The following is a 16543-nucleotide window of genomic DNA, read 5'->3' as shown; positions in this document are numbered from 1 at the left end:
CGGCCCGGCTGCGCCCGGCCCTGACGGTGCGGCGGCGCTGCTGCGCCAGGCCGGAGCGGGTCGCACCGGCGCCCCCCGCCGCCTGGTCCGCCGCGCCCGCGGGCCGTCCCTCCGCCCCGGCGCCGGCCGCCGAGCGGCGGTCGGCCAGCCTGGCCCGCCGACGGGCCAGCGCCCGGGCGGCGTGCGCGTCCAGGTGGGCGGTGGCCCGGGCGGCCATCCGCTCGGCCACCCGGTGCGCGGCGGGGTGGTTGGCGGGCACCTTGTCGGGGGCCCCGGCGATCAGGTCGAACAACCAGGTGCGGGCACGGTCCGCGCGCCGGTGCAGCAGGCGCTCGCGCCGCAGCGCACGCGCCCGGCGACGGGGGCGCTCGGCGTACCGCCAGCGGGCCCACGGACTGCTCGGCCGGGCCAGCCGGATCGCCCCGATCCAGGACAGGCCGGGGACCATGATCCCGAGCAGACCGGTCCACACCTTGCCCTTGAACAGGGTGATCACCGAGGCCAGCGAGTTCACCGAGATGATCGTGATCAGGCCCCACCTGGTCTCCTCGCCGGGCACCACGCCGAGCGGCACGTACCCGACCAGCAGCAGGGAGGTGAACAGGATGCCGAAGATCACCGCGTCCACCGACTTGCGGCCCTGCTCGCTCCAGTACACGTCGTCCAGGTGCAGGATCAGCGCGAACTCGTCCAGCACCAGGCCGCAGCCGATGCCGAAGGCCAGCCCGAACCAGTCCATCCACGGCTGCCCGCCGTAGGTGGCGAACACCCCGATGCCGCCGAGCAGCAGGAAGCCCAGGCCGAAGACCATGTGGTGGATGTGCAGGCCGCCGGGGGTCACGTTGCCGGGCCACCAGCGCACCTGGGCGCGGATCATCCGGACGCTGAACCGGATGAAGACGAAGGAGGTGATGAAGCCGACCAGCAGCAGGAACAGCGGTTGCTTGTGCGCGTTGACGATGTGCTCGCGGTAGCTGTCCAGCAGAGTCGTCATGGGTCTTACCTTCGTTCCTGGTCCTGCGTGCTGGAGCCTGCCCGGCGCGGCCCGCGTGCGCGGCGGGCCGGCGCCCGGTCAGAACCCCCGGGTGCGCTTGGCCGCCCGGCGCGGCATGGCCGGGTAGAGCGACGGGCGCTCGGCACCGACCGGCAGCTTCATGAACAGCCGGGCGATCTCCCCGCCGAGGTTCACCCCGATCGCCAGCGCCATCGCGATCGCCGCCGCCCGGAAGACCGACACCAGGCCGGCGCTGGAGTGCCCCTGGGCGAAGGCGAGCATCCCCAGGTAGAGCGCCGAACCGGGCATCAGCGGGCCGATCGCGGCGGTCACGTACGGCAGTGCCGAACCGTTGCGGTAGCGCGCCATCAGCTGGCCGAAGAGACCGACGAGCCCGGCCGCCACGCCGGTCGCCGCGATCGGGTTGACGCCCGCGTTGTACACCAGCGCACCGTAGCTGGCCCAGCCGATGCCGCTGTTGACCGTGACCAGGGCCAGCGAGCGGCGGTCGGTCTGGAGCAGCGTCGCGAAGGCCAGGGTCAGCAGCATCGCGGCGACCATCTGGACCGGCGGGTAGTTGACGCCCACCAGGCTCTCGTCGGGGCGCAGGTTCGCCTCGAAGCCGACCCCCAGGTAGAGGATCACCATCACCCCGATCACGATGCCCGCGACCAGGTAGACCACTTCCAGCAGCCGGGCCGCGGCGGTGATGTAGAAGCCGGTCAGGCCGTCCTGCACGGCGGCGACCAGGGCCCGCCCGGGCAGCAGGGCGAACAGTCCACCGGTGATCACGACCGAGCCGCGCAGGCCCCAGTCGTTGAGCGAGAGGATGATCCCGGACGCGGCGGCCGGCATCGCGGCCGCCACGAACTGGTAGAACTCCGGCAGCCGGCGCTTGGCCAGCGCCGAGGCCAGCCGGTCGCCGAGGACGGCCGCGACGAAGGCGCTCGCGAACACCAGCCAGCCCTTGTCGTCCGCCTTCCCGCCGACCAGGAAGGTCGCCGCGCCGGCCAGCAGGCCGGTGGTCAGGGCGAGGAACCAGGCCGGGTACGGGTGCCGGTTGCGGCGGATCAGGGCCAGCCGGCGGTAGGCGTCGTTGACCGACACCTTCTCCGTGGTGATGTCCGCGACCAGTTCGTACACCGCGTCGAGCCGGGTGTAGTCGGAGGTGCGGCGGCGCACCACGCGGTCGGCGGTGACCGGGGGCTCGACCAGCGAGGGCTGGTACGAGATGCCGATCAGGGTGAAGGTGACCTGCGGTTCGCAGCGGTCCAGGCGGTAGGCGTGCGCGATGCCGAGCATCGCCGCCTCGACGTCCTCGGCGGCCTCGCCGCTGGCCAGCAGCAGCTCGCCGATGCGCAGCGTCAGGTCGAGGATGCGCGGGACGTTGCGGGTGACGGCCGCGGAGGGGTGCATCTCGCGGGCGGTGCGCTCGAAGGCGGGGCGCTCGGACATCGGGGTGCGCAGCAGCGTGCGCATCCGGTCCGGCCAGGGCGCCTCGCCGGGGGCGCCGGCGGTCAGGTCCGGGATCGGGATGCCGGTGGGCGGGGTGTAGCCGGCCGCCCGCCACTCCTCGGGGGTGAGGGTGTCCTCGGCGACCGAGCGGCGGCGGACCGGGCGCTCGGCCTCGGGGCGGGCCGCCGGCTCGGGCTCGGGCTCGGGGGCCAGCAGGCCCTTGGTCTCCGGGACGGGCGGGGCGAGCGGGACGACGGTGGTGGGCTCGACCGGCGGCGCGGGGTGACCGAGCAGCCCCTCGGTGGGCGGCGCGTCGGCGGGGTGCACCGGCTTCGGGGGTGCCTGCCGCGTCTGCCGTACCGCCCGGCCTCCCCTCGCCCGCTTGCCCGCACCCGGTCGGCCCCGCTTAGGCACTTCCGCTCCTTGCCGCCCCTGGTGGCCTTCGACCACCGTTCGATCTCGGGTTACACCTTGCCTGATCAGAACGCCCGACGCACATGTACGCGACGTCCCGTGGAAGGTGCGGCGAGCGCCTACCCGGCGCGGTGGCCCACCCGACGCGGCGGCCCACCCCACGCGGCGGCCTACCCCACGCGGCGGCCTACCCGGCGCGGTGACCGGCGGCGGAGCCGCCGGCGCGGCGGGCCCGCAGCAGTTCGATCGCCACCGGGACCACCGAGACCAGCACGATGCCGACCAGGATGGCCTCGATGTTGTCCCGGACGAACGGGATCTGCCCCAGGAAGTAGCCGAGCACCGTGACGCCGCCGCCCCACAGCACGCCGCCGACCAGGTTGAACACCACGAAGCCGCGGTAGTTCATCCTGCTCACCCCGGCCACGATCGGGGTGAAGGTGCGGACGATCGGCACGAAGCGGGCCAGCACGATCGCCTTGGGGCCGTGCCGGTCGAAGAAGGCGGCGGCCTTCTCCACGTTCTCCTGCTTGAAGATCCGGGAGTCGGGGCGGCGGAAGAGGCTCGGGCCGACCTTGCGGCCGAAGAGGTAGCCGACCTGGTCCCCGGCCACCGCGGCGGCCACGACCAGCACGCAGACCAGCCAGAGCGGCTGGTGCAGGTAGGTGCCGCCGGCCACCAGCAGACCGGTGGTGAACAGCAGTGAGTCACCGGGCAGGAAGAAGCCGATCAGCAGGCCGGACTCGGCGAAGACGATGGCCAGGATGCCGATCAGGCCGAAGGTGGAGATCAGGGTGGTCGGATCGAGCCAGGAGGGGCCGAGGGCGAGGCTGGTCACGGTGCGGGCACTCCGAAAGGTCGAGTCTTGGCAATGAAAGGGTAAAGCATTGACAAAGACTCGGCCGGGCGGCGGAAGGTTCCCGGACGGGAGCGGGCGACGGGTCCGGGACGCGCGGAGGCATCGGGACGCGCGGAGGTGCCGGGAACGCGCGCGGCCCCGGCCGGGGGCCCGGGTGGGCCGGCCTGCCGGGGCCGCGCGGTCGGGGGCGGTCAGAGCCCGTAGCGGTCGACGATCTCCTCGTGCCGGGCGAGGTCCACGCCGGCCGCCTCGGCCAGGGCCGGCCAGGCGAGCGGGTGCGGCCAGTCGCCCGTCAGCCGGTGCAGCAGGGCGTCGGCGTCGGCCGCCGAGGCGGTCGGCGGGACGCCGAGGGCCGCGTAGACACCGGGCAGGGTGCCGCCGTCCTCCGCCGGATCGGTGATCCGGTACTGGTCCCCGCTGTACGCCCAGACCGCGTAGCCGTCCTTGACGAGGTCCTCGCGCAGGCGGAACCAGGGGTCGTCGCCGGGCCAGCCGCCGTCGATCCAGTAGGTGGTGTACCCGGCCGGGTCGAGCAGCGTCAGGAACCCGAACACCGGGCGCCAGCGCTCCCGCTCCTCCTCCGGGGCGTCCTCGGCCGGCGGGCTCTCCAGCAGGGCCGGGGCGAAGACCACCACGTCGCCGTGGTTGAGCGTCAGGTCGTCGCCGAGCACCGGCAGGACGCGGGCGGTGGCCGGACCCGTCCGGACGGCGGGCAGGTCGGCCGTCGTGCCGTTGGTGCGGGTGGCGCGGACGGTGATCAGCTGCCACTCCTCCTCCACCGGGCCCTCGGGCTCGTCGAACTCGATGCCGAGCAGCGCGCCCGTGGAGCGGACCACGGCCCAGTCCCGGTTGGCGGTGGCCGCGGTGATCAGGTGCCACAGGTCGGGCACCTGGACGGCCCGGCGGCCGCGCTCCTCGTCGGCGGCGTCGGCGGCGTCGGCGGCATCGGCATCGGCGTCCGCGGCATCGGCGGCGCCGTCGCCGGCCGGGGTCGCGTGCTCCAGCAGTTCCAGGTAGTACCGCTGCGCGGTGGCGTGGTCCCCCAGCTCGGTGGCGGCGTGGGCGGCGAGGCGGCGGGTGTTGAGCACCTCGTCGTCCAGCGCCAGGATCGCCCGGCACTGCTCCAGCGCCTCGGCCCAGCGGCCCTCGGCACCGGCCCAGCGGGCGCGTATCCAGTGCCCGTCGGCCGGGGCCGTCCGGGAGACCAGGTCCGCGAGGCGACGCACCCCCTCGCCGTCCCGGGCCTCGATCAGCATCTCGCCGAGCGCGCCCGTCAGCTCCTCGTCCCCCGGGGCGGCGTCCAGGCCCCGCCACAGCAGCTCGGCGGCGGCGCGGGCGTGGCCGAGGCTGCCCAGCACGGTGGCCAGGAGCACCGTCAGGTCGGTGGCGCCGACCTGCTCACCCCGGTACCGGTCCAGGGCGACGGAGAGCAGGTCGGCGCCGGTCTCGAAGGGCACCCGGGCCTCGGCCAGGTGTGCCGCCAGCTCGCCCGGCGGGACGGGCAGCTCGGGCCGCGGCAGCGCCTCGGCGGCCGCGCGCAGGGCCGCGACCTGCTCCGCCACGCCGTCGGTGCGCCGCAGCCGGGTGAGCTTGCGCTCCCCCGTCTCGGCGAGCGTCAGCGCCACCGTGCGGGCGCCGCGGGCGAGCGCGAGCCGGCCCGTGGCCAGCAGCAGGTCCACGCACGGGCGGTGCGCGCCGACGCCGTCCAGGTAGCCGACCCAGCCGGCCAGCACGGCGCCCAGCTCGGTGTCGTTCTCCCAGGCGCCGGCCGCGACCAGCGACTCGACCGTCTGCGTCCAGACGCCGCGCAGGTCGGCGTGGAGCTCGGCCTCGGACCGCTCGGGCAGCAGGGCGAGCGCCTCCTCGGTGCGGCCGAGTCCGGCGAGCGCCCGGGCCCGCAGCAGGGCGCCCCAGCGCTCGTCGCGCTCGTCCAGCGGACTCCCCTGCGCCCGCTCGGCCCGCTCGGCGGTGTCCAGCAGCTCCAGCACCTCCTGGTGGCGGCCCAGCAGGTGCAGGGTGCCGGCCCGGGCCTGCTGGAAGCGGAGCGAGACCTGCTGGCCGGCGGCCCGCATCCGGTTGGCCGCGGAGTCCAGGTACTCCAGCGCCTCGGCCGCCCGGCCGTCGTCCTCCAGGGCGTCGGAGTACTCGCGGGAGAGGCAGTCGTAGCAGGCGCGGGCGGGCTCGATCCGCTCCAGCGTCTCGCCGACCACGGCGAGGCGCTCGGCGACGTACCCCGGCCCGTCGACCCGGGCGTGGCAGATCGCGAAGTCCTGCACCACGCAGACGGACTGCGGGCAGCTCGCCGTCTCCTCGCGGTGCGCGAAGTCCAGCAGGTCGACCGCCTCGGGCAGCACCGCCTCGCCCTGCTGGCGCTTGTTCAGCAGGTTCTGCATCCGCCAGTGCCGCAGGTAGACCTCGACCCAGGGCAGGCTCAGCGACCGGGCGGCGGCCACCGCCTCCGGGTACAGCGCGTCCAGCTGCTCGTTGCGCCCCTGGGTGGCGTGCCCGGGAAGCTCGACGATGGCGTCGGCCAGCCGGTGGTGGCCGGCCTCGGCCAGCTGCCGGTGGGCGTCCCGCACCCAGGCCCAGATGTCGGTGGTCATTCCCGTTCCCCCTGCGTCGTACTGATGAGTTGTCTACCGCACCCCACTGACAATCCGTCCGTCACGGCCCCTCCGAGAGGGCTCCGGGGCTGTCCGGGACGTCCGGCAGGCCGGCCGGCACGGCGGCGGTCAGGGCGGAGACCGCGGTGCCGATGCCGGCCAGCGCGGCGGTGAGGTCGCCCTCGGACGGGCCGGCCGAGGCCGCGGCCATGATCACCTTGAGCGAGCGGAGCAGCCCGGCCGCGGTCGCGCTGCCGGTGTGCCCGGCCCGGTAGGCGGTGAGCAGGTCCTGGACCGCCGGGCTGGCCAGGTTGAGGTAGAGCCGGGCCCGGACCTCGCCGTCGGTGCGGGCGGTGAAGGCGCGGGCCAGCCGCAGGGCGGCGGAGGGGATCCGGGCGTCCGCCTGGTCGTCCTCGATCCGGGCCTTCAGCTCGGCCTCGCGGTCCGGCACCAGCACCAGCGGCAGGCCGGGCGGGTCGAAGCGGGCCGGCACCAGTTGCTCGCCCCGGTCGGCGAGGGCGCCGGCCAGCCAGGCGGACTCGTGCTCCGGCAGCGGGCGCTCCGGGTCGCGGAACAGCTCGCGGTTGCCCTGCTCGCTGCCCAGTTCGACCAGCCGGCAGCCGCGCAGCTGGGCGTAGCGGCGCAGGAACGGCAGGACGGCGTAGCGGTCGCCGCGCGCGATCGGCACCCGCATCGCCCGGTACAGCATCTCCTCGAAGCCGCCACCGCTGCCCAGGACGACGTGCACCGCTCCCCCGCCGGCCGCGCGCAGCGCGCCGGCCGTGAGGTCGCCCTGGGAGGTGGGCACCGGGACGTCGTCGGCGAGCAGGGTGAACAGCCGCTCGTCGCAGAGCGCGGCGCCGAGCAGGTCCTGGCCGTGCCGGGTGAGGACGCGGCGCCAGGCGGCGGGCCGCAGCCGGGCGGTCTCGTACAGGCCCTCGACGATGGCGTCGGTGAGGGCCTGCTGGAGCGCGCGGTAGTGCTCGTCGCGCTGGAGGTCCTCGCGGCTGGCGGTGGGGGTGAGCCGGCCGGACTCGACCACGCCGCCGATGAACCCGGCCCAGCCGGGCAGCAGGTCGCGGGCGTCCTCGGCAAGCAGCATGCCGCGCAGGTACACGGCGAGGTCGCGGTTGTCGCTGCTGCCGTAGGTGCCGCCGTCCTGGACCCAGAGCAGGCCGACCGCGTCGGTGGCGCCCTCGACCGGCTGGACCGGGAAGGCGGTGAGCGGCTCGAAGCGGCGGCCGAAGGCGGTGGCGAAGCGCATCCGGGCGGCGTACCGGTCGCCGTCGGAGGGGCTGCGCGAAGCGTCTTCGTCGAGGGTGGCGGCGGGCGACGGGAGGGCGTGCCGGCGCCAGGGCACCTCGACGGAGTTGACCGGCCGTTCGTCCTCGCCGACGAAGACCGGGATCGGCAGCAGCACGCAGTACCGGCCGAGCACGTCGCGCAGCACGTCCTCGTCGGCGAGGTGGCCGTGCTCGGCCTTGAGCGCCAGCTCGACCACCGTGCCCGGGAGGGGCCGGGCGGGCACCGGCTCGACCTGGTACTGCTCGCCGCCGCGGCTGCGGTAGCGGTGGCCGAGGTGCGGCTCGCGGTGCGAGGTGGTGGTGACGGTGACCTCGTCGGCGACCGAGAAGGCGGAGAGGAAGCCCAGGCCGAAGGCCCCGATCAGCTCCTGGTTGCCGGTCAGTTCGCGCAGCATCCGGGTGTAGCCGGTGCCGACGGTGGCCAGGTAGGAGTGGATCTCGGGTTCGGTGAGGCCGGCCCCGGTGTCCTCGATGGCGACGGTCCGGCGGACGGCGTCGGCGCGCACCCGGATCAGCGGCCGGTGGTCGACGTCCGGGTCCTCCAGGAGCCGGCGGGTGTGCGAGTCGTGCGCGTTCTGGACCAGTTCCCGCAGGGCGACCAGCGGGGTGGAGTAGAGGTGGGTGGCGAGGACGTTCACCAGGCCGCCGAGATCGACCTCGGTCGTCCGCAGCTCCTCGGCGGGAATGGGCTCGGGCGGGACACCTTCAGACATGGGTCCTCAGTGTGCCAGTGCGACAATCGGGCGACCATTTCTTTCTCCTTATTGCCCTCTCCGGGATGTTTTCCTGGGGAAATGACGGAATGCCGTCAACTCAAAATCGGCCCGGCCTCCACCATCGGGCGAATTGCCACCCGTTCGGTGGAGTTCACCCGCGTCGCCGGTGAATGCTGGGCGGGCGCCGTCCGGCCTCGGACCTCCGGAGCCGCCGCTCCGGGCGCCGCCACAGTTCGCACGCCCAGTCAGGGAGACCAGCGTGTCCCGTCATCGCGCAGCCGCCGCCGTCACCGCCCTCGGGGCGTTCCTCCTGGCCGGCCTCGGCGCCGCCACCGCGCACGCCGACACCGGCTCCGGTACGGCCGCCGGCTCCGGCTCCGGTACGGCCGCCGGCTCCGGCTCCGGTACGGCCGCCGGCTCCGGTACGACCGCCCCCGCCCCCGGAAGCGCGGTGAACAACGCCGGTTCCGGCAACGTCCTCGGCCCCGTGCACGGCAACGTCGTCAACAGCCAGCAGACGGCCACCGGTTCGGGCGCGAGCAACCAGCACAACGGACTCGCGGCGGTCGGCAACACCGGGAACGCCGGCGCCTTCCAGGGCCAGGGCGACATCGGCGTCCAGTTCCACTGACCAAACGGGGGCCGGGCCTTCCCGGGCCGGGCACTCCCGGGCCGGGCCTTCCCGGAACGCCGGACGACCGGCCGCGCGAGCGGACCGCGGGCCTTCGGCGAGCATGGACAGCCGAAGCTACTCCCGATTAACTTGTGGAGCCATCACCAGGCACGTTCCGCCCCGGCCGGCCGCCCCGGCCGGAGCCGTCGAAGGGAGCCCGCCGTGCGCCGCACCGTGTTCACCGAGGACCACGAGGCCTTCCGGGAGACCATCCGGGACTTCATCGCCAACGAGGTCGTCCCGGTCTACGAGAGCTGGGAGGCCGAGGGCCACCCGCCGCGCGACTTCTACCGGCAGCTCGGCGCGCTCGGCGTCCACGGCATCGAGGTGCCGGAGGAGTACGGCGGCGCGGGCGAGAGCGGGTTCAAGTACCAGGCGGTGATAGCCGAGGAGACCGCCCGGGCGGGCGTGAGCTTCGGCTCCTCCGGCGTGCACACCGGCCTGGTCCTGCCGTACCTGCTGGAGTACGCGACCGAGGAGCAGAAGCGGCGCTGGCTGCCCGGCTTCGTCTCCGGCGACATCATGACCGCGATCGCGATGACCGAGCCCGGCGCCGGCTCCGACCTCGCGGGCATCACCACCACCGCGCGGCGCTCCGAGGACGGCACCCACTACGTCCTGAACGGCGCCAAGACCTTCATCACCGGCGGCGTGCTCGCCGACCTCGTCCTGGTGGTCTGCCGCACCACCCCGTACGACCCGGAGAACCGCCGGGCCGGGCTGTCCATCCTCTGCGTGGACACCGCCTCCGAGGGCTACACCGTCGGCCGCAAGCTCCAGAAGATCGGCCTGCGCACCTCGGACACCGCCGAGTTGGCGTTCAGCGACGTCCGGGTGCCGGTGGAGAACCTGCTCGGCGAGGAGGGCCGGGCCTTCGCCTACCTGACCCACAACCTGGTGCAGGAGCGGCTGGCGATCGCCGTCGGCGCGTACGCGGCGGCCGCGGCGGCGGTGCGGTTCGCGGTGCAGTACGTCAAGGACCGCAAGGTGTTCGGCAAGGCGGTGGCCGAGTTCCAGAACACCAAGTTCAGCCTGGCCGACTGCGAGGCCCAGGTGGTGGCGCAGCAGTCGATGGTGGACCGGGCGCTGGAGCTGTACCAGAACGGCGAGCTGACCGTCGCGGACGCGGCCGCGGCGAAGCTGTTCTGCACCGAGTCGGCCTCCACCGTGATCGACAAGTGCCTTCAGCTGCACGGTGGTTACGGCTACATCCTGGAGTACCCGATCGCCCGCCTCTACACCGACAACCGGGTGTTCCGGATCTACGGCGGCACCAGCGAGGTCATGCGCAGCATCATCGCCAAGTCGCTCGGCCTGTAGGGGCGTTCGACTGCGGCGGGCTCGCCGGGAATCGACTCGCGAGCCCGCCCGGTCGCCGGCTCACGGGCCCTTCGCATCGCCGACTCGCGTGCCCGGACGCTCAGTTGGGCGAGCCGTGCTCGGCCCGCCAGGCCTCCCAGCCGGCCGTGGACGCCACCCGCGCCTCGCGCAGGGCCCGTTGGGCGAGGGCGGTCGGCTGGGTCTCCAGGCCGCGCACCCAGCTGCGGCCCGCGGTGACCAGCGCCACGCAGACCATCGTCGCCCCGGCCGCGCTGAGCACGGTGCCGATCGCGGTGAGCAGCGCGCCGCCGGTCAGCACCGCGCGGTTGACCTGGAACCCGCTGAAGACTCTCTGGTTGGTCGCCATGCCTCCACGATGCGGGCAGTCGGCGAGGGCCGCACCCCGGGCTGCTCGCGTCGGGCCGCTCGGGCCGCTCGGGCCGCTCGGGCCGCTCCGGGTGCGGGTGGGCCCCGCGTCCGCGACCCTGGGCACACGGAGCGCACCCGGAGCGCACCCGGAGCGAGGAGGAGGCGCGCGGTGCCCGATCTCGAACAGCTCGCCGTGGAGCACGCCGCCCGGGCGGCCGAGAGCCCGCACGGGCGCAGCGCCCATCTGGTCCTGCACGACGGGATCCTGCGGCAGACCGTGATCGCGCTGACCGCGGGCACCGCGCTGGACGAGCACAACCCGCCCACGGCGGGCAGCGTCCAGGTGCTGCGCGGCCGGGTCTCGCTGACCATCGCCGGACGGCGGCTGGAACTCCCGGCCGGACGGCTGGAGCCCGTCCCGCAGGAGCGGCACGGGCTGCTGGCCCACGTCGACTCGGTGGTGCTGCTGACCGCCGTCACGGCGTGACCGCCCCCGGACCGGCGCGGTCAGGTCGCGACAACCCCCGGACCGACGCGGTCGGCGCTCAACCGCCCCCGGACTAAGCGGGGTTGAACACGCCTTCGCCGACCAGCCGCAGCCCTCGCAGGAAGTCCTGGCCGCTGGGGGTGAGTTCGGGCGCGGCCAGCCACTGGGCGCAGTAGCCGGTCAGCAGCGCCTGGTAGAAGGCCCCGCGGGCGATGTTCTCCTCGGTCTCCGGGACTTCGGGCAGCCCGCGGAAGACCGCGGCCAGGCCGAGCCGGCCCTCCTTCTGCGCCCCCGCGAAGGCCTCCGCCAGTTCGGGGGCGTGCCCGGCCAGGGCGAGCGCCTCGAACTGGGCCGCCCAGAGCCCGCGGTGCTCGACGAAGACGTCCCGCAGGCCGTCCCAGACGGCCGCGAAGCGCGCCTCCGGGTCGTCCGACACCTGGTTGGCGGCGACCACCACCTCGCCCATGGCCTCCCCCATGTCCCCGATCGCCTCGATCATCGCGGCGTTGAGCAGCGCGTCCTTCGAGCCGAAGTGGTAGCCGATCGCGGCCAGGCTGACGTCGGAGGCGGTGGCGATGTCGCGGGCGGTGGTGCGCCCGTAGCCCTTCTCGTACAGGCAGCGCTTGGCGCCGGCCATCAGGTCTTCGCGGTTTCCCATGCCCCGATCCTACGGAACCACTGGACGAACGTCTCGGACGATCGTCTTGTACATCTGTACTAGACAAACGTCTGACACGTCCGTACCGTCTTCCCCATGACCGCAACCACCGGCCGAGCGGGCCGTCGTGAATGGACCGGCCTGGCCGTCCTGCTGCTCCCGACCCTCGTCCTCACCATGGACATGGGCGTGCTCTTCTTCGCCGTGCCGTACATCTCCACCACGCTGGCGCCGAGCGGCACCCAGCAGCTGTGGATCCTGGACATGTACTCGTTCCTGCTCGCCGGGCTGCTGCTCACGATGGGTGCGCTGGGCGACCGGATCGGCCGCCGCCGGCTGCTGATGATCGGCGCCGCCGGCTTCGCGGGCGCCTCGCTGCTGGCCGCCTGGTCGCAGGACGCCGGCCAGCTGATCGCGGCCCGCGCGGTGCTCGGCGCCACCGGGGCCACCCTGATGCCCTCGACCCTCGCGCTGATCCGCAACATGTTCCACGACGCCAGGCAGCGGCAGGTCGCGCTCGGCCTCTGGGGCGGCGTCCTCACCGCCGGGGCCACGCTCGGCCCGGTCGCCGGCGGCCTGCTGCTGGAGCACTACTGGTGGGGCTCCGCCTTCCTGCTGGCCGTCCCGGTGATGGCCCTGGTGCTGCTCGCCGCGCCCTTCCTGCTCCCCGAGTACCGCTCCACCGAGCGCACCGGCCGCTTCGACCTGCTCGGCGCCGCGCTGTCGCTGGCCGCGGTCCTGTCGCTGGTCTACGGCGTCAAGACCGTCGCCGTCGACGGCTGGAGCCCGCTGCCCGGGCTCGCGATCCCGGCCGGGCTGCTGCTGGTCCTCGCCTTCGTCCGGCGCCAGCGCACCGCCGCCGCCCCGCTGCTCGACCTGAGCCTGTTCCGGATCCGCACCTTCAGCGGCGCGATCAGCGTCAACACCATCGCGATGTTCGCGATGATGGGCTTCTCCCTCTTCACCTCGCAGTACCTCCAGCTGGTCAAGGGCATGAGCCCGCTGACCGCCTCGCTCTGGTCGCTGGTGCCGAGCGTCGGCGTCGGCGCCTCCGTCGGGATCAGCTCGGCGCTGGCCGGCAAGGTCCGCCCGGCGGTGCTGATGGCCGGCGGGTTCCTGATCGGCTCGGTGGGCTTCGCGATGATGACGCAGGTCGGCGCGCACTCCCCGCTGGCGCTCATCCTCACCGCGGCCGGCGTGCTGGCCGCCGGAACGGTCGGCACCATGACGATGACCGCCGAGATGGTCGTCTCCGCCGCCCCGCCCGAGCAGGCCGGCTCCGCCTCCGCCACCTCCGAGACCGCGGTCGAGCTCGGCAGCTCGCTCGGCATCGCCCTGCTCGGCGCGGCCGGCGCCGCGGTCTACCGCCACCAGTTGGACGGCGCCCTCCCGACGGGCGTCGACGGCGAGGCCGCCCGGGCCGCCCAGGACACCCTCGGCGGCGCGGTCACCGTCGCCGCCCACCTGCCCGAGCGGCTCGGCACCGAGCTGCTGGAGACCGCCCGCACCGCCTTCACCGACGGGCTGCACGTCGCCGCCGTGGTCGGCCTGGTCTTCGCCCTGGGCGCCGCCGCCCTGGCCTACCTCCTGATGCGCCACCTCCCGGCCGCCGCCCCGGCGCCCGAGTCGGAGCCGGAGCCGGAGTCCACGCCCGAGTCCACACCCGCCGCCGTCTGACCCCGCCCGGCCGGTCCCCGCGCGTCATCGAGAGCCCCCGCCCACCCGGGCGGGGGCTCTCCGCCGTCCCGGGGTTCGGTCGGTCCCCGCGCGCGTCGACCACGGCGGTCATCTCCGCCATGCCGACCCGGCCGTCGGACCCCTCGGCCTCCGCCTCGTCCGCGAGGCGGTCGAGCCACTCGTCCTCGGCCACTCGTCCTCGGTCACTCGTCCTCGGTCCGCGCGAGGTCGCGTGGTTCGTTCACGCCGTGGCAGTAACGCCGGGACCGTTTCCCGCGACGCCGGCGCCGGGGCTCCACCCCGGGGTGGAAAGCGGTCGGTCCACCTCCGGGTGGGTGCGGCGCAGGCCCGGTTGGCGGACCGTGGAGGCGTACCCCTCGGATCCGACCGCCGGGAGCCCCTGATGTCCCTGCCCGCCCTCCTCTCCCTCCTCGGCCTGCTCTGCTGGATCGCCTACGAGCTGCTGCTGCGCCGGCGCCAGGACGCCTCCGCCGGGACCTGGCACGCCGACCGCCGCGACCGCGGGTCGACCCGGCTGCTGATCGGCTGCTACCTCGCCTCGGTCCTGGCCGTGGTGCTGTTCGACAGCGCCTCGATCGGCGAACTGCCCGGCTGGGCACGCTGGTTCGGGGTCGCGGCGGTGGCCGCTGGGCTGGCGCTGCGGGCCTGGGGCATGCGCACCCTGGGCCGCTACTACACCCGCACCCTGCGCACCGTGGACACCCAGCGGCTGGTCCGCACCGGCCCGTACCGGCTGATCCGCCACCCCGGCTACGCCGGCAGCCTGCTGGTCTGGGCCGGCTACGCGCTGGGCACCGGCAGCTGGGCGGCCGCCCTCGCCGTCGCGGCGCTGCTGCTCGCCGCGTACGGCTGGCGGATCTCCGCCGAGGAGCGGCTGCTGCTGGACGCCTTCGACGGCGAGTACGAGGAGTACCGTCGGGCGTCGAAGCGCCTGGTGCCGTTCGTCTACTGATCGCATCGGCGCGCGGCGGGTGTGAACTTCGGCACCCGCCTTCGCCCGGACGGGCACTCCTTCCCCTGGCCAGGACCCCCGCCGCGTCCCCGCGCCCCACTCGACCGGCACCTGGTTTTTGGCCAGCGTTTCCCAGGTGGTGTATCCGTTCGCCGTCAGGTCCAGGCATACTGGCCAGCACGGGCGCTAGCGCCCGCCATGCCTCTAGACAAGAAGGGACCGGTGGCCAGGGATGCTGCGTAACGGTCTTGAGCCCTGGCACATTCTCGTGGTGCTGGCGGTCGTAGTCCTGCTGTTCGGATCGAAGAAGCTGCCGGAGATGGCCCGCGGCCTCGGCAAGTCCATGCGCATCCTGAAGGCCGAGACGAAGGCCATGCGCGAGGACGACACCCCGGCGGACGCCGGCACCGCGCAGAGCACCGCTCAGAGCACCGACCGTCCGGCTGTCACGCCGACCAACGTGACCAAGGCCGCCGACGGCACCGACGCCAAGCGGCCCGAGTCGGCCGCCTGAGTCACCCGTTCCTCCGGAGAGCCCCTGGTGAGCCCACCAGGGGCTCTCCGCCGTTCCGGGCCCGTTCCACCGCCGGGCCCCTCGACTGGCCGTCCGATCTGATCCGTTGTCTCCTGGTACGCACCCACCGGAGGAACGGAGTCCCGGCATGTCGACCGACCGGCCCGACGAGCCCGACGGCGAGCGTCGAGGTGGGGCGGACGACGAACTGGCCGAGCCGCGGGCCCGGCTGGGCGCCGTCGAGGACCAGGAGGCGCGGCTCGCCCGCCAGTTGGCGGCCGGCCCCGCACAAGGGCCGCCGGGCCCGCCCCGCCGCCGGGTGCGCTCCTTCCTCGCCGCGCTGCTGATCGTGCTCGCCTGCGTGCTCACCCCGCTGAGCGCCCTCGCCCTCTGGGCGAGGTCCGAGATCAGCGACACCGACCGCTACCTGGCGACGACGGCCCCGCTCGCCCGGGACCCGAGGATCAAGACGGCCGTCACCGACCGGGTGACCGCCGAGATCATGCAGAAGCTCCCCGTCGACTCCCTGTTCGGCGGCACCCCCCTCGGCGGCATCGGCCAGGCCCTCGACGAGGGGCTCACCGGCTTCGTCCACGGCCAGGTCGAACGGTTCGTGGACAGCGACGCCTTCGTCACCGTCTGGACGGACGTCAACCGCGACGCGCACGGCGCGGTCGAGAAGATGGTGACCGGGCAGGGCGGCGGCGCCGTCGAGGTGCGGGACGACACCGTGCTGCTCGACCTCGCCCCGGTGATCGCCCGGGTGAAGGCCGCGCTGGTGGAGCAGGGCATCCCGCTCGCCTCCCGCATCCCGGAGATCCACACCTCCTACCCGCTGGTGCACTCCGACGCCCTCCCCGAGGTCCGCACCACCCTGCGGGTCCTGGACCTGGCCGGCTTCTGGGTGCCGGTGCTGGCCGGAGCCTGCGCGCTCGGCGGGGTGCTGCTCGCCCGGCGGCGGCGCCGGGCGGTGGTGGCGGCGGCCCTCGGCATGGCGGGCGGGGCGCTGCTGCTCGGCATCGGGCTGAGCGTGTTCCGGGCCCTGTACCTGGACGGGCTCCCGGCCGACGTGGACCAGCCGGCCGCCCAGGCGGTGTACGACGCCCTGGTGCGCTACCTGCGCGACGCCGTCCGGGTGGTGGTCACGCTCGGCCTGCTGGTCGCGCTCGGCGGCTGGATCAGCGGCGACGGCCGGTGGGCGCGCACCCTCCGCGGCGGCTGGCGCGCCGGGCTGGGCGCGGTGCGGCGGGTCGCGGAACGGGCCGGGCTGCGGCTCGGACCGGTCGGCCGGTTCGTCCACCGCCGGAAGGCCGCGCTGGGCTGGCCGGCGGTCGCGCTCACGGCGCTGGCCTTCGTGCTGTGGAGCCACCCGACGGTGCTGGTGACGCTCTGTCTGGCACTCGGGCTGGTCGCCGTCCTGGCGGTGCTGGAGCTGCTGGACGCACCGGGGCGGGAGCGGGGGGCGGAGGCGCGGGGACGTCGGGCGGCCTGAAGGAGGAACCCGGGTCTCGCCCTGAAGGACGATCA

The 16543-nt window shown here is 74.4% G+C and carries 14 protein-coding genes; 7 read left to right on the top strand and 7 right to left on the bottom strand.

Going from position 1 to position 16543, the window contains the following annotated elements; translation table 11 throughout:
- From ACFRMQ_RS12195 to ACFRMQ_RS12175, 5 genes are all read right to left on the bottom strand, one after another.
- A partial coding sequence (locus tag ACFRMQ_RS12195; protein ID WP_380729779.1) for a hypothetical protein occupies window positions 1–994 on the bottom strand: 994 nt, incomplete at its 3' end.
- 78 nt (window positions 995–1072) lie between these two features.
- Window positions 1073–2863 (bottom strand): threonine/serine exporter family protein, encoded by a 1791-nt coding sequence (locus tag ACFRMQ_RS12190; protein WP_380729777.1) that lies wholly within the window; start codon window positions 2861–2863, stop codon window positions 1073–1075.
- Between the two features lie 187 nt (window positions 2864–3050).
- Entirely contained in the window at window positions 3051–3701 is a 651-nt protein-coding gene (locus ACFRMQ_RS12185) for a DedA family protein (RefSeq protein WP_380729775.1), read from the bottom strand.
- Window positions 3702–3913: 212 nt separating this feature from the next.
- Window positions 3914–6325, bottom strand: a complete 2412-nt coding sequence (locus tag ACFRMQ_RS12180; protein WP_380729773.1) for a hypothetical protein — start codon at window positions 6323–6325, stop codon at window positions 3914–3916.
- Window positions 6326–6386: 61 nt separating this feature from the next.
- Complete coding sequence (locus ACFRMQ_RS12175) at window positions 6387–8342, bottom strand: ATP-binding protein (RefSeq protein WP_380729771.1); 1956 nt, start codon at window positions 8340–8342, stop codon at window positions 6387–6389.
- Between the two features lie 262 nt (window positions 8343–8604).
- On the opposite strand from ACFRMQ_RS12175, the gene ACFRMQ_RS12170 reads away from it, so the two are divergent.
- Both ACFRMQ_RS12170 and ACFRMQ_RS12165 read left to right on the top strand, forming a co-directional pair.
- Window positions 8605–8976 carry a hypothetical protein gene (locus ACFRMQ_RS12170; RefSeq protein ID WP_380729769.1) on the top strand — a complete coding sequence of 124 codons (372 nt, stop codon included), beginning with the start codon at window positions 8605–8607 and terminating at the stop codon, window positions 8974–8976.
- A gap of 204 nt (window positions 8977–9180) precedes the next feature.
- Window positions 9181–10338, top strand: coding sequence for an acyl-CoA dehydrogenase family protein (locus ACFRMQ_RS12165; protein ID WP_380729767.1), 1158 nt, complete (start codon window positions 9181–9183; stop codon window positions 10336–10338).
- Between the two features lie 100 nt (window positions 10339–10438).
- Here the strand turns inward: ACFRMQ_RS12165 and ACFRMQ_RS12160 are convergent, their stop codons facing one another.
- Complete coding sequence (locus tag ACFRMQ_RS12160; protein WP_380729765.1) at window positions 10439–10705, bottom strand: hypothetical protein; 267 nt, start codon at window positions 10703–10705, stop codon at window positions 10439–10441.
- Window positions 10706–10876: 171 nt separating this feature from the next.
- Between ACFRMQ_RS12160 and ACFRMQ_RS12155 the strand changes: the two genes are divergently transcribed.
- Window positions 10877–11194: a cupin gene (locus ACFRMQ_RS12155; protein ID WP_380700260.1), complete on the top strand. Its 318-nt coding sequence runs from the start codon at window positions 10877–10879 to the stop codon at window positions 11192–11194.
- Window positions 11195–11267: 73 nt separating this feature from the next.
- Here the strand turns inward: ACFRMQ_RS12155 and ACFRMQ_RS12150 are convergent, their stop codons facing one another.
- The gene (locus tag ACFRMQ_RS12150) at window positions 11268–11852 is read right to left on the bottom strand and encodes a TetR/AcrR family transcriptional regulator (RefSeq protein WP_380729763.1); all 585 of its coding nucleotides are present in this window, start codon (window positions 11850–11852) and stop codon (window positions 11268–11270) included.
- Between the two features lie 96 nt (window positions 11853–11948).
- Between ACFRMQ_RS12150 and ACFRMQ_RS12145 the strand changes: the two genes are divergently transcribed.
- The 4 genes from ACFRMQ_RS12145 (at window position 11949) to ACFRMQ_RS12130 (ending at window position 16508) form a co-directional block, all read left to right on the top strand.
- A complete protein-coding gene (locus ACFRMQ_RS12145) occupies window positions 11949–13529 on the top strand; it encodes an MFS transporter (protein WP_380729761.1) in 1581 nt (526 codons plus the stop codon).
- 403 nt (window positions 13530–13932) lie between these two features.
- The gene (locus ACFRMQ_RS12140; protein ID WP_380729759.1) at window positions 13933–14502 is read left to right on the top strand and encodes a methyltransferase family protein; all 570 of its coding nucleotides are present in this window, start codon (window positions 13933–13935) and stop codon (window positions 14500–14502) included.
- Window positions 14503–14734: 232 nt separating this feature from the next.
- Window positions 14735–15016 carry a Sec-independent protein translocase subunit TatA gene (gene tatA, locus ACFRMQ_RS12135; protein ID WP_380729757.1) on the top strand — a complete coding sequence of 94 codons (282 nt, stop codon included), beginning with the start codon at window positions 14735–14737 and terminating at the stop codon, window positions 15014–15016.
- 148 nt (window positions 15017–15164) lie between these two features.
- Window positions 15165–16508: a hypothetical protein gene (locus ACFRMQ_RS12130; protein ID WP_380729755.1), complete on the top strand. Its 1344-nt coding sequence runs from the start codon at window positions 15165–15167 to the stop codon at window positions 16506–16508.
- Window positions 16509–16543 lie beyond the last annotated feature (35 nt).

This window comes from Kitasatospora sp. NPDC056783 (assembly GCF_042789895.1).
Lineage (GTDB): Bacteria > Actinomycetota > Actinomycetes > Streptomycetales > Streptomycetaceae > Kitasatospora.
This window is presented reverse-complemented; position numbering and strand designations above follow the sequence as displayed.

Coding starts and splice junctions, on each gene's coding strand:
- ACFRMQ_RS12145 (WP_380729761.1), top strand. CDS start 11,949: ATGACCGCAACCACCGGCCGAGCGGGCCGTCGTGAATGGACCGGCCTG.
- ACFRMQ_RS12150 (WP_380729763.1), bottom strand. CDS start 11,852: ATGGGAAACCGCGAAGACCTGATGGCCGGCGCCAAGCGCTGCCTGTAC.
- ACFRMQ_RS12130 (WP_380729755.1), top strand. CDS start 15,165: ATGTCGACCGACCGGCCCGACGAGCCCGACGGCGAGCGTCGAGGTGGG.
- ACFRMQ_RS12180 (WP_380729773.1), bottom strand. CDS start 6,325: ATGACCACCGACATCTGGGCCTGGGTGCGGGACGCCCACCGGCAGCTG.
- tatA (WP_380729757.1), top strand. CDS start 14,735: ATGCTGCGTAACGGTCTTGAGCCCTGGCACATTCTCGTGGTGCTGGCG.
- ACFRMQ_RS12160 (WP_380729765.1), bottom strand. CDS start 10,705: ATGGCGACCAACCAGAGAGTCTTCAGCGGGTTCCAGGTCAACCGCGCG.
- ACFRMQ_RS12175 (WP_380729771.1), bottom strand. CDS start 8,342: ATGTCTGAAGGTGTCCCGCCCGAGCCCATTCCCGCCGAGGAGCTGCGG.
- ACFRMQ_RS12140 (WP_380729759.1), top strand. CDS start 13,933: ATGTCCCTGCCCGCCCTCCTCTCCCTCCTCGGCCTGCTCTGCTGGATC.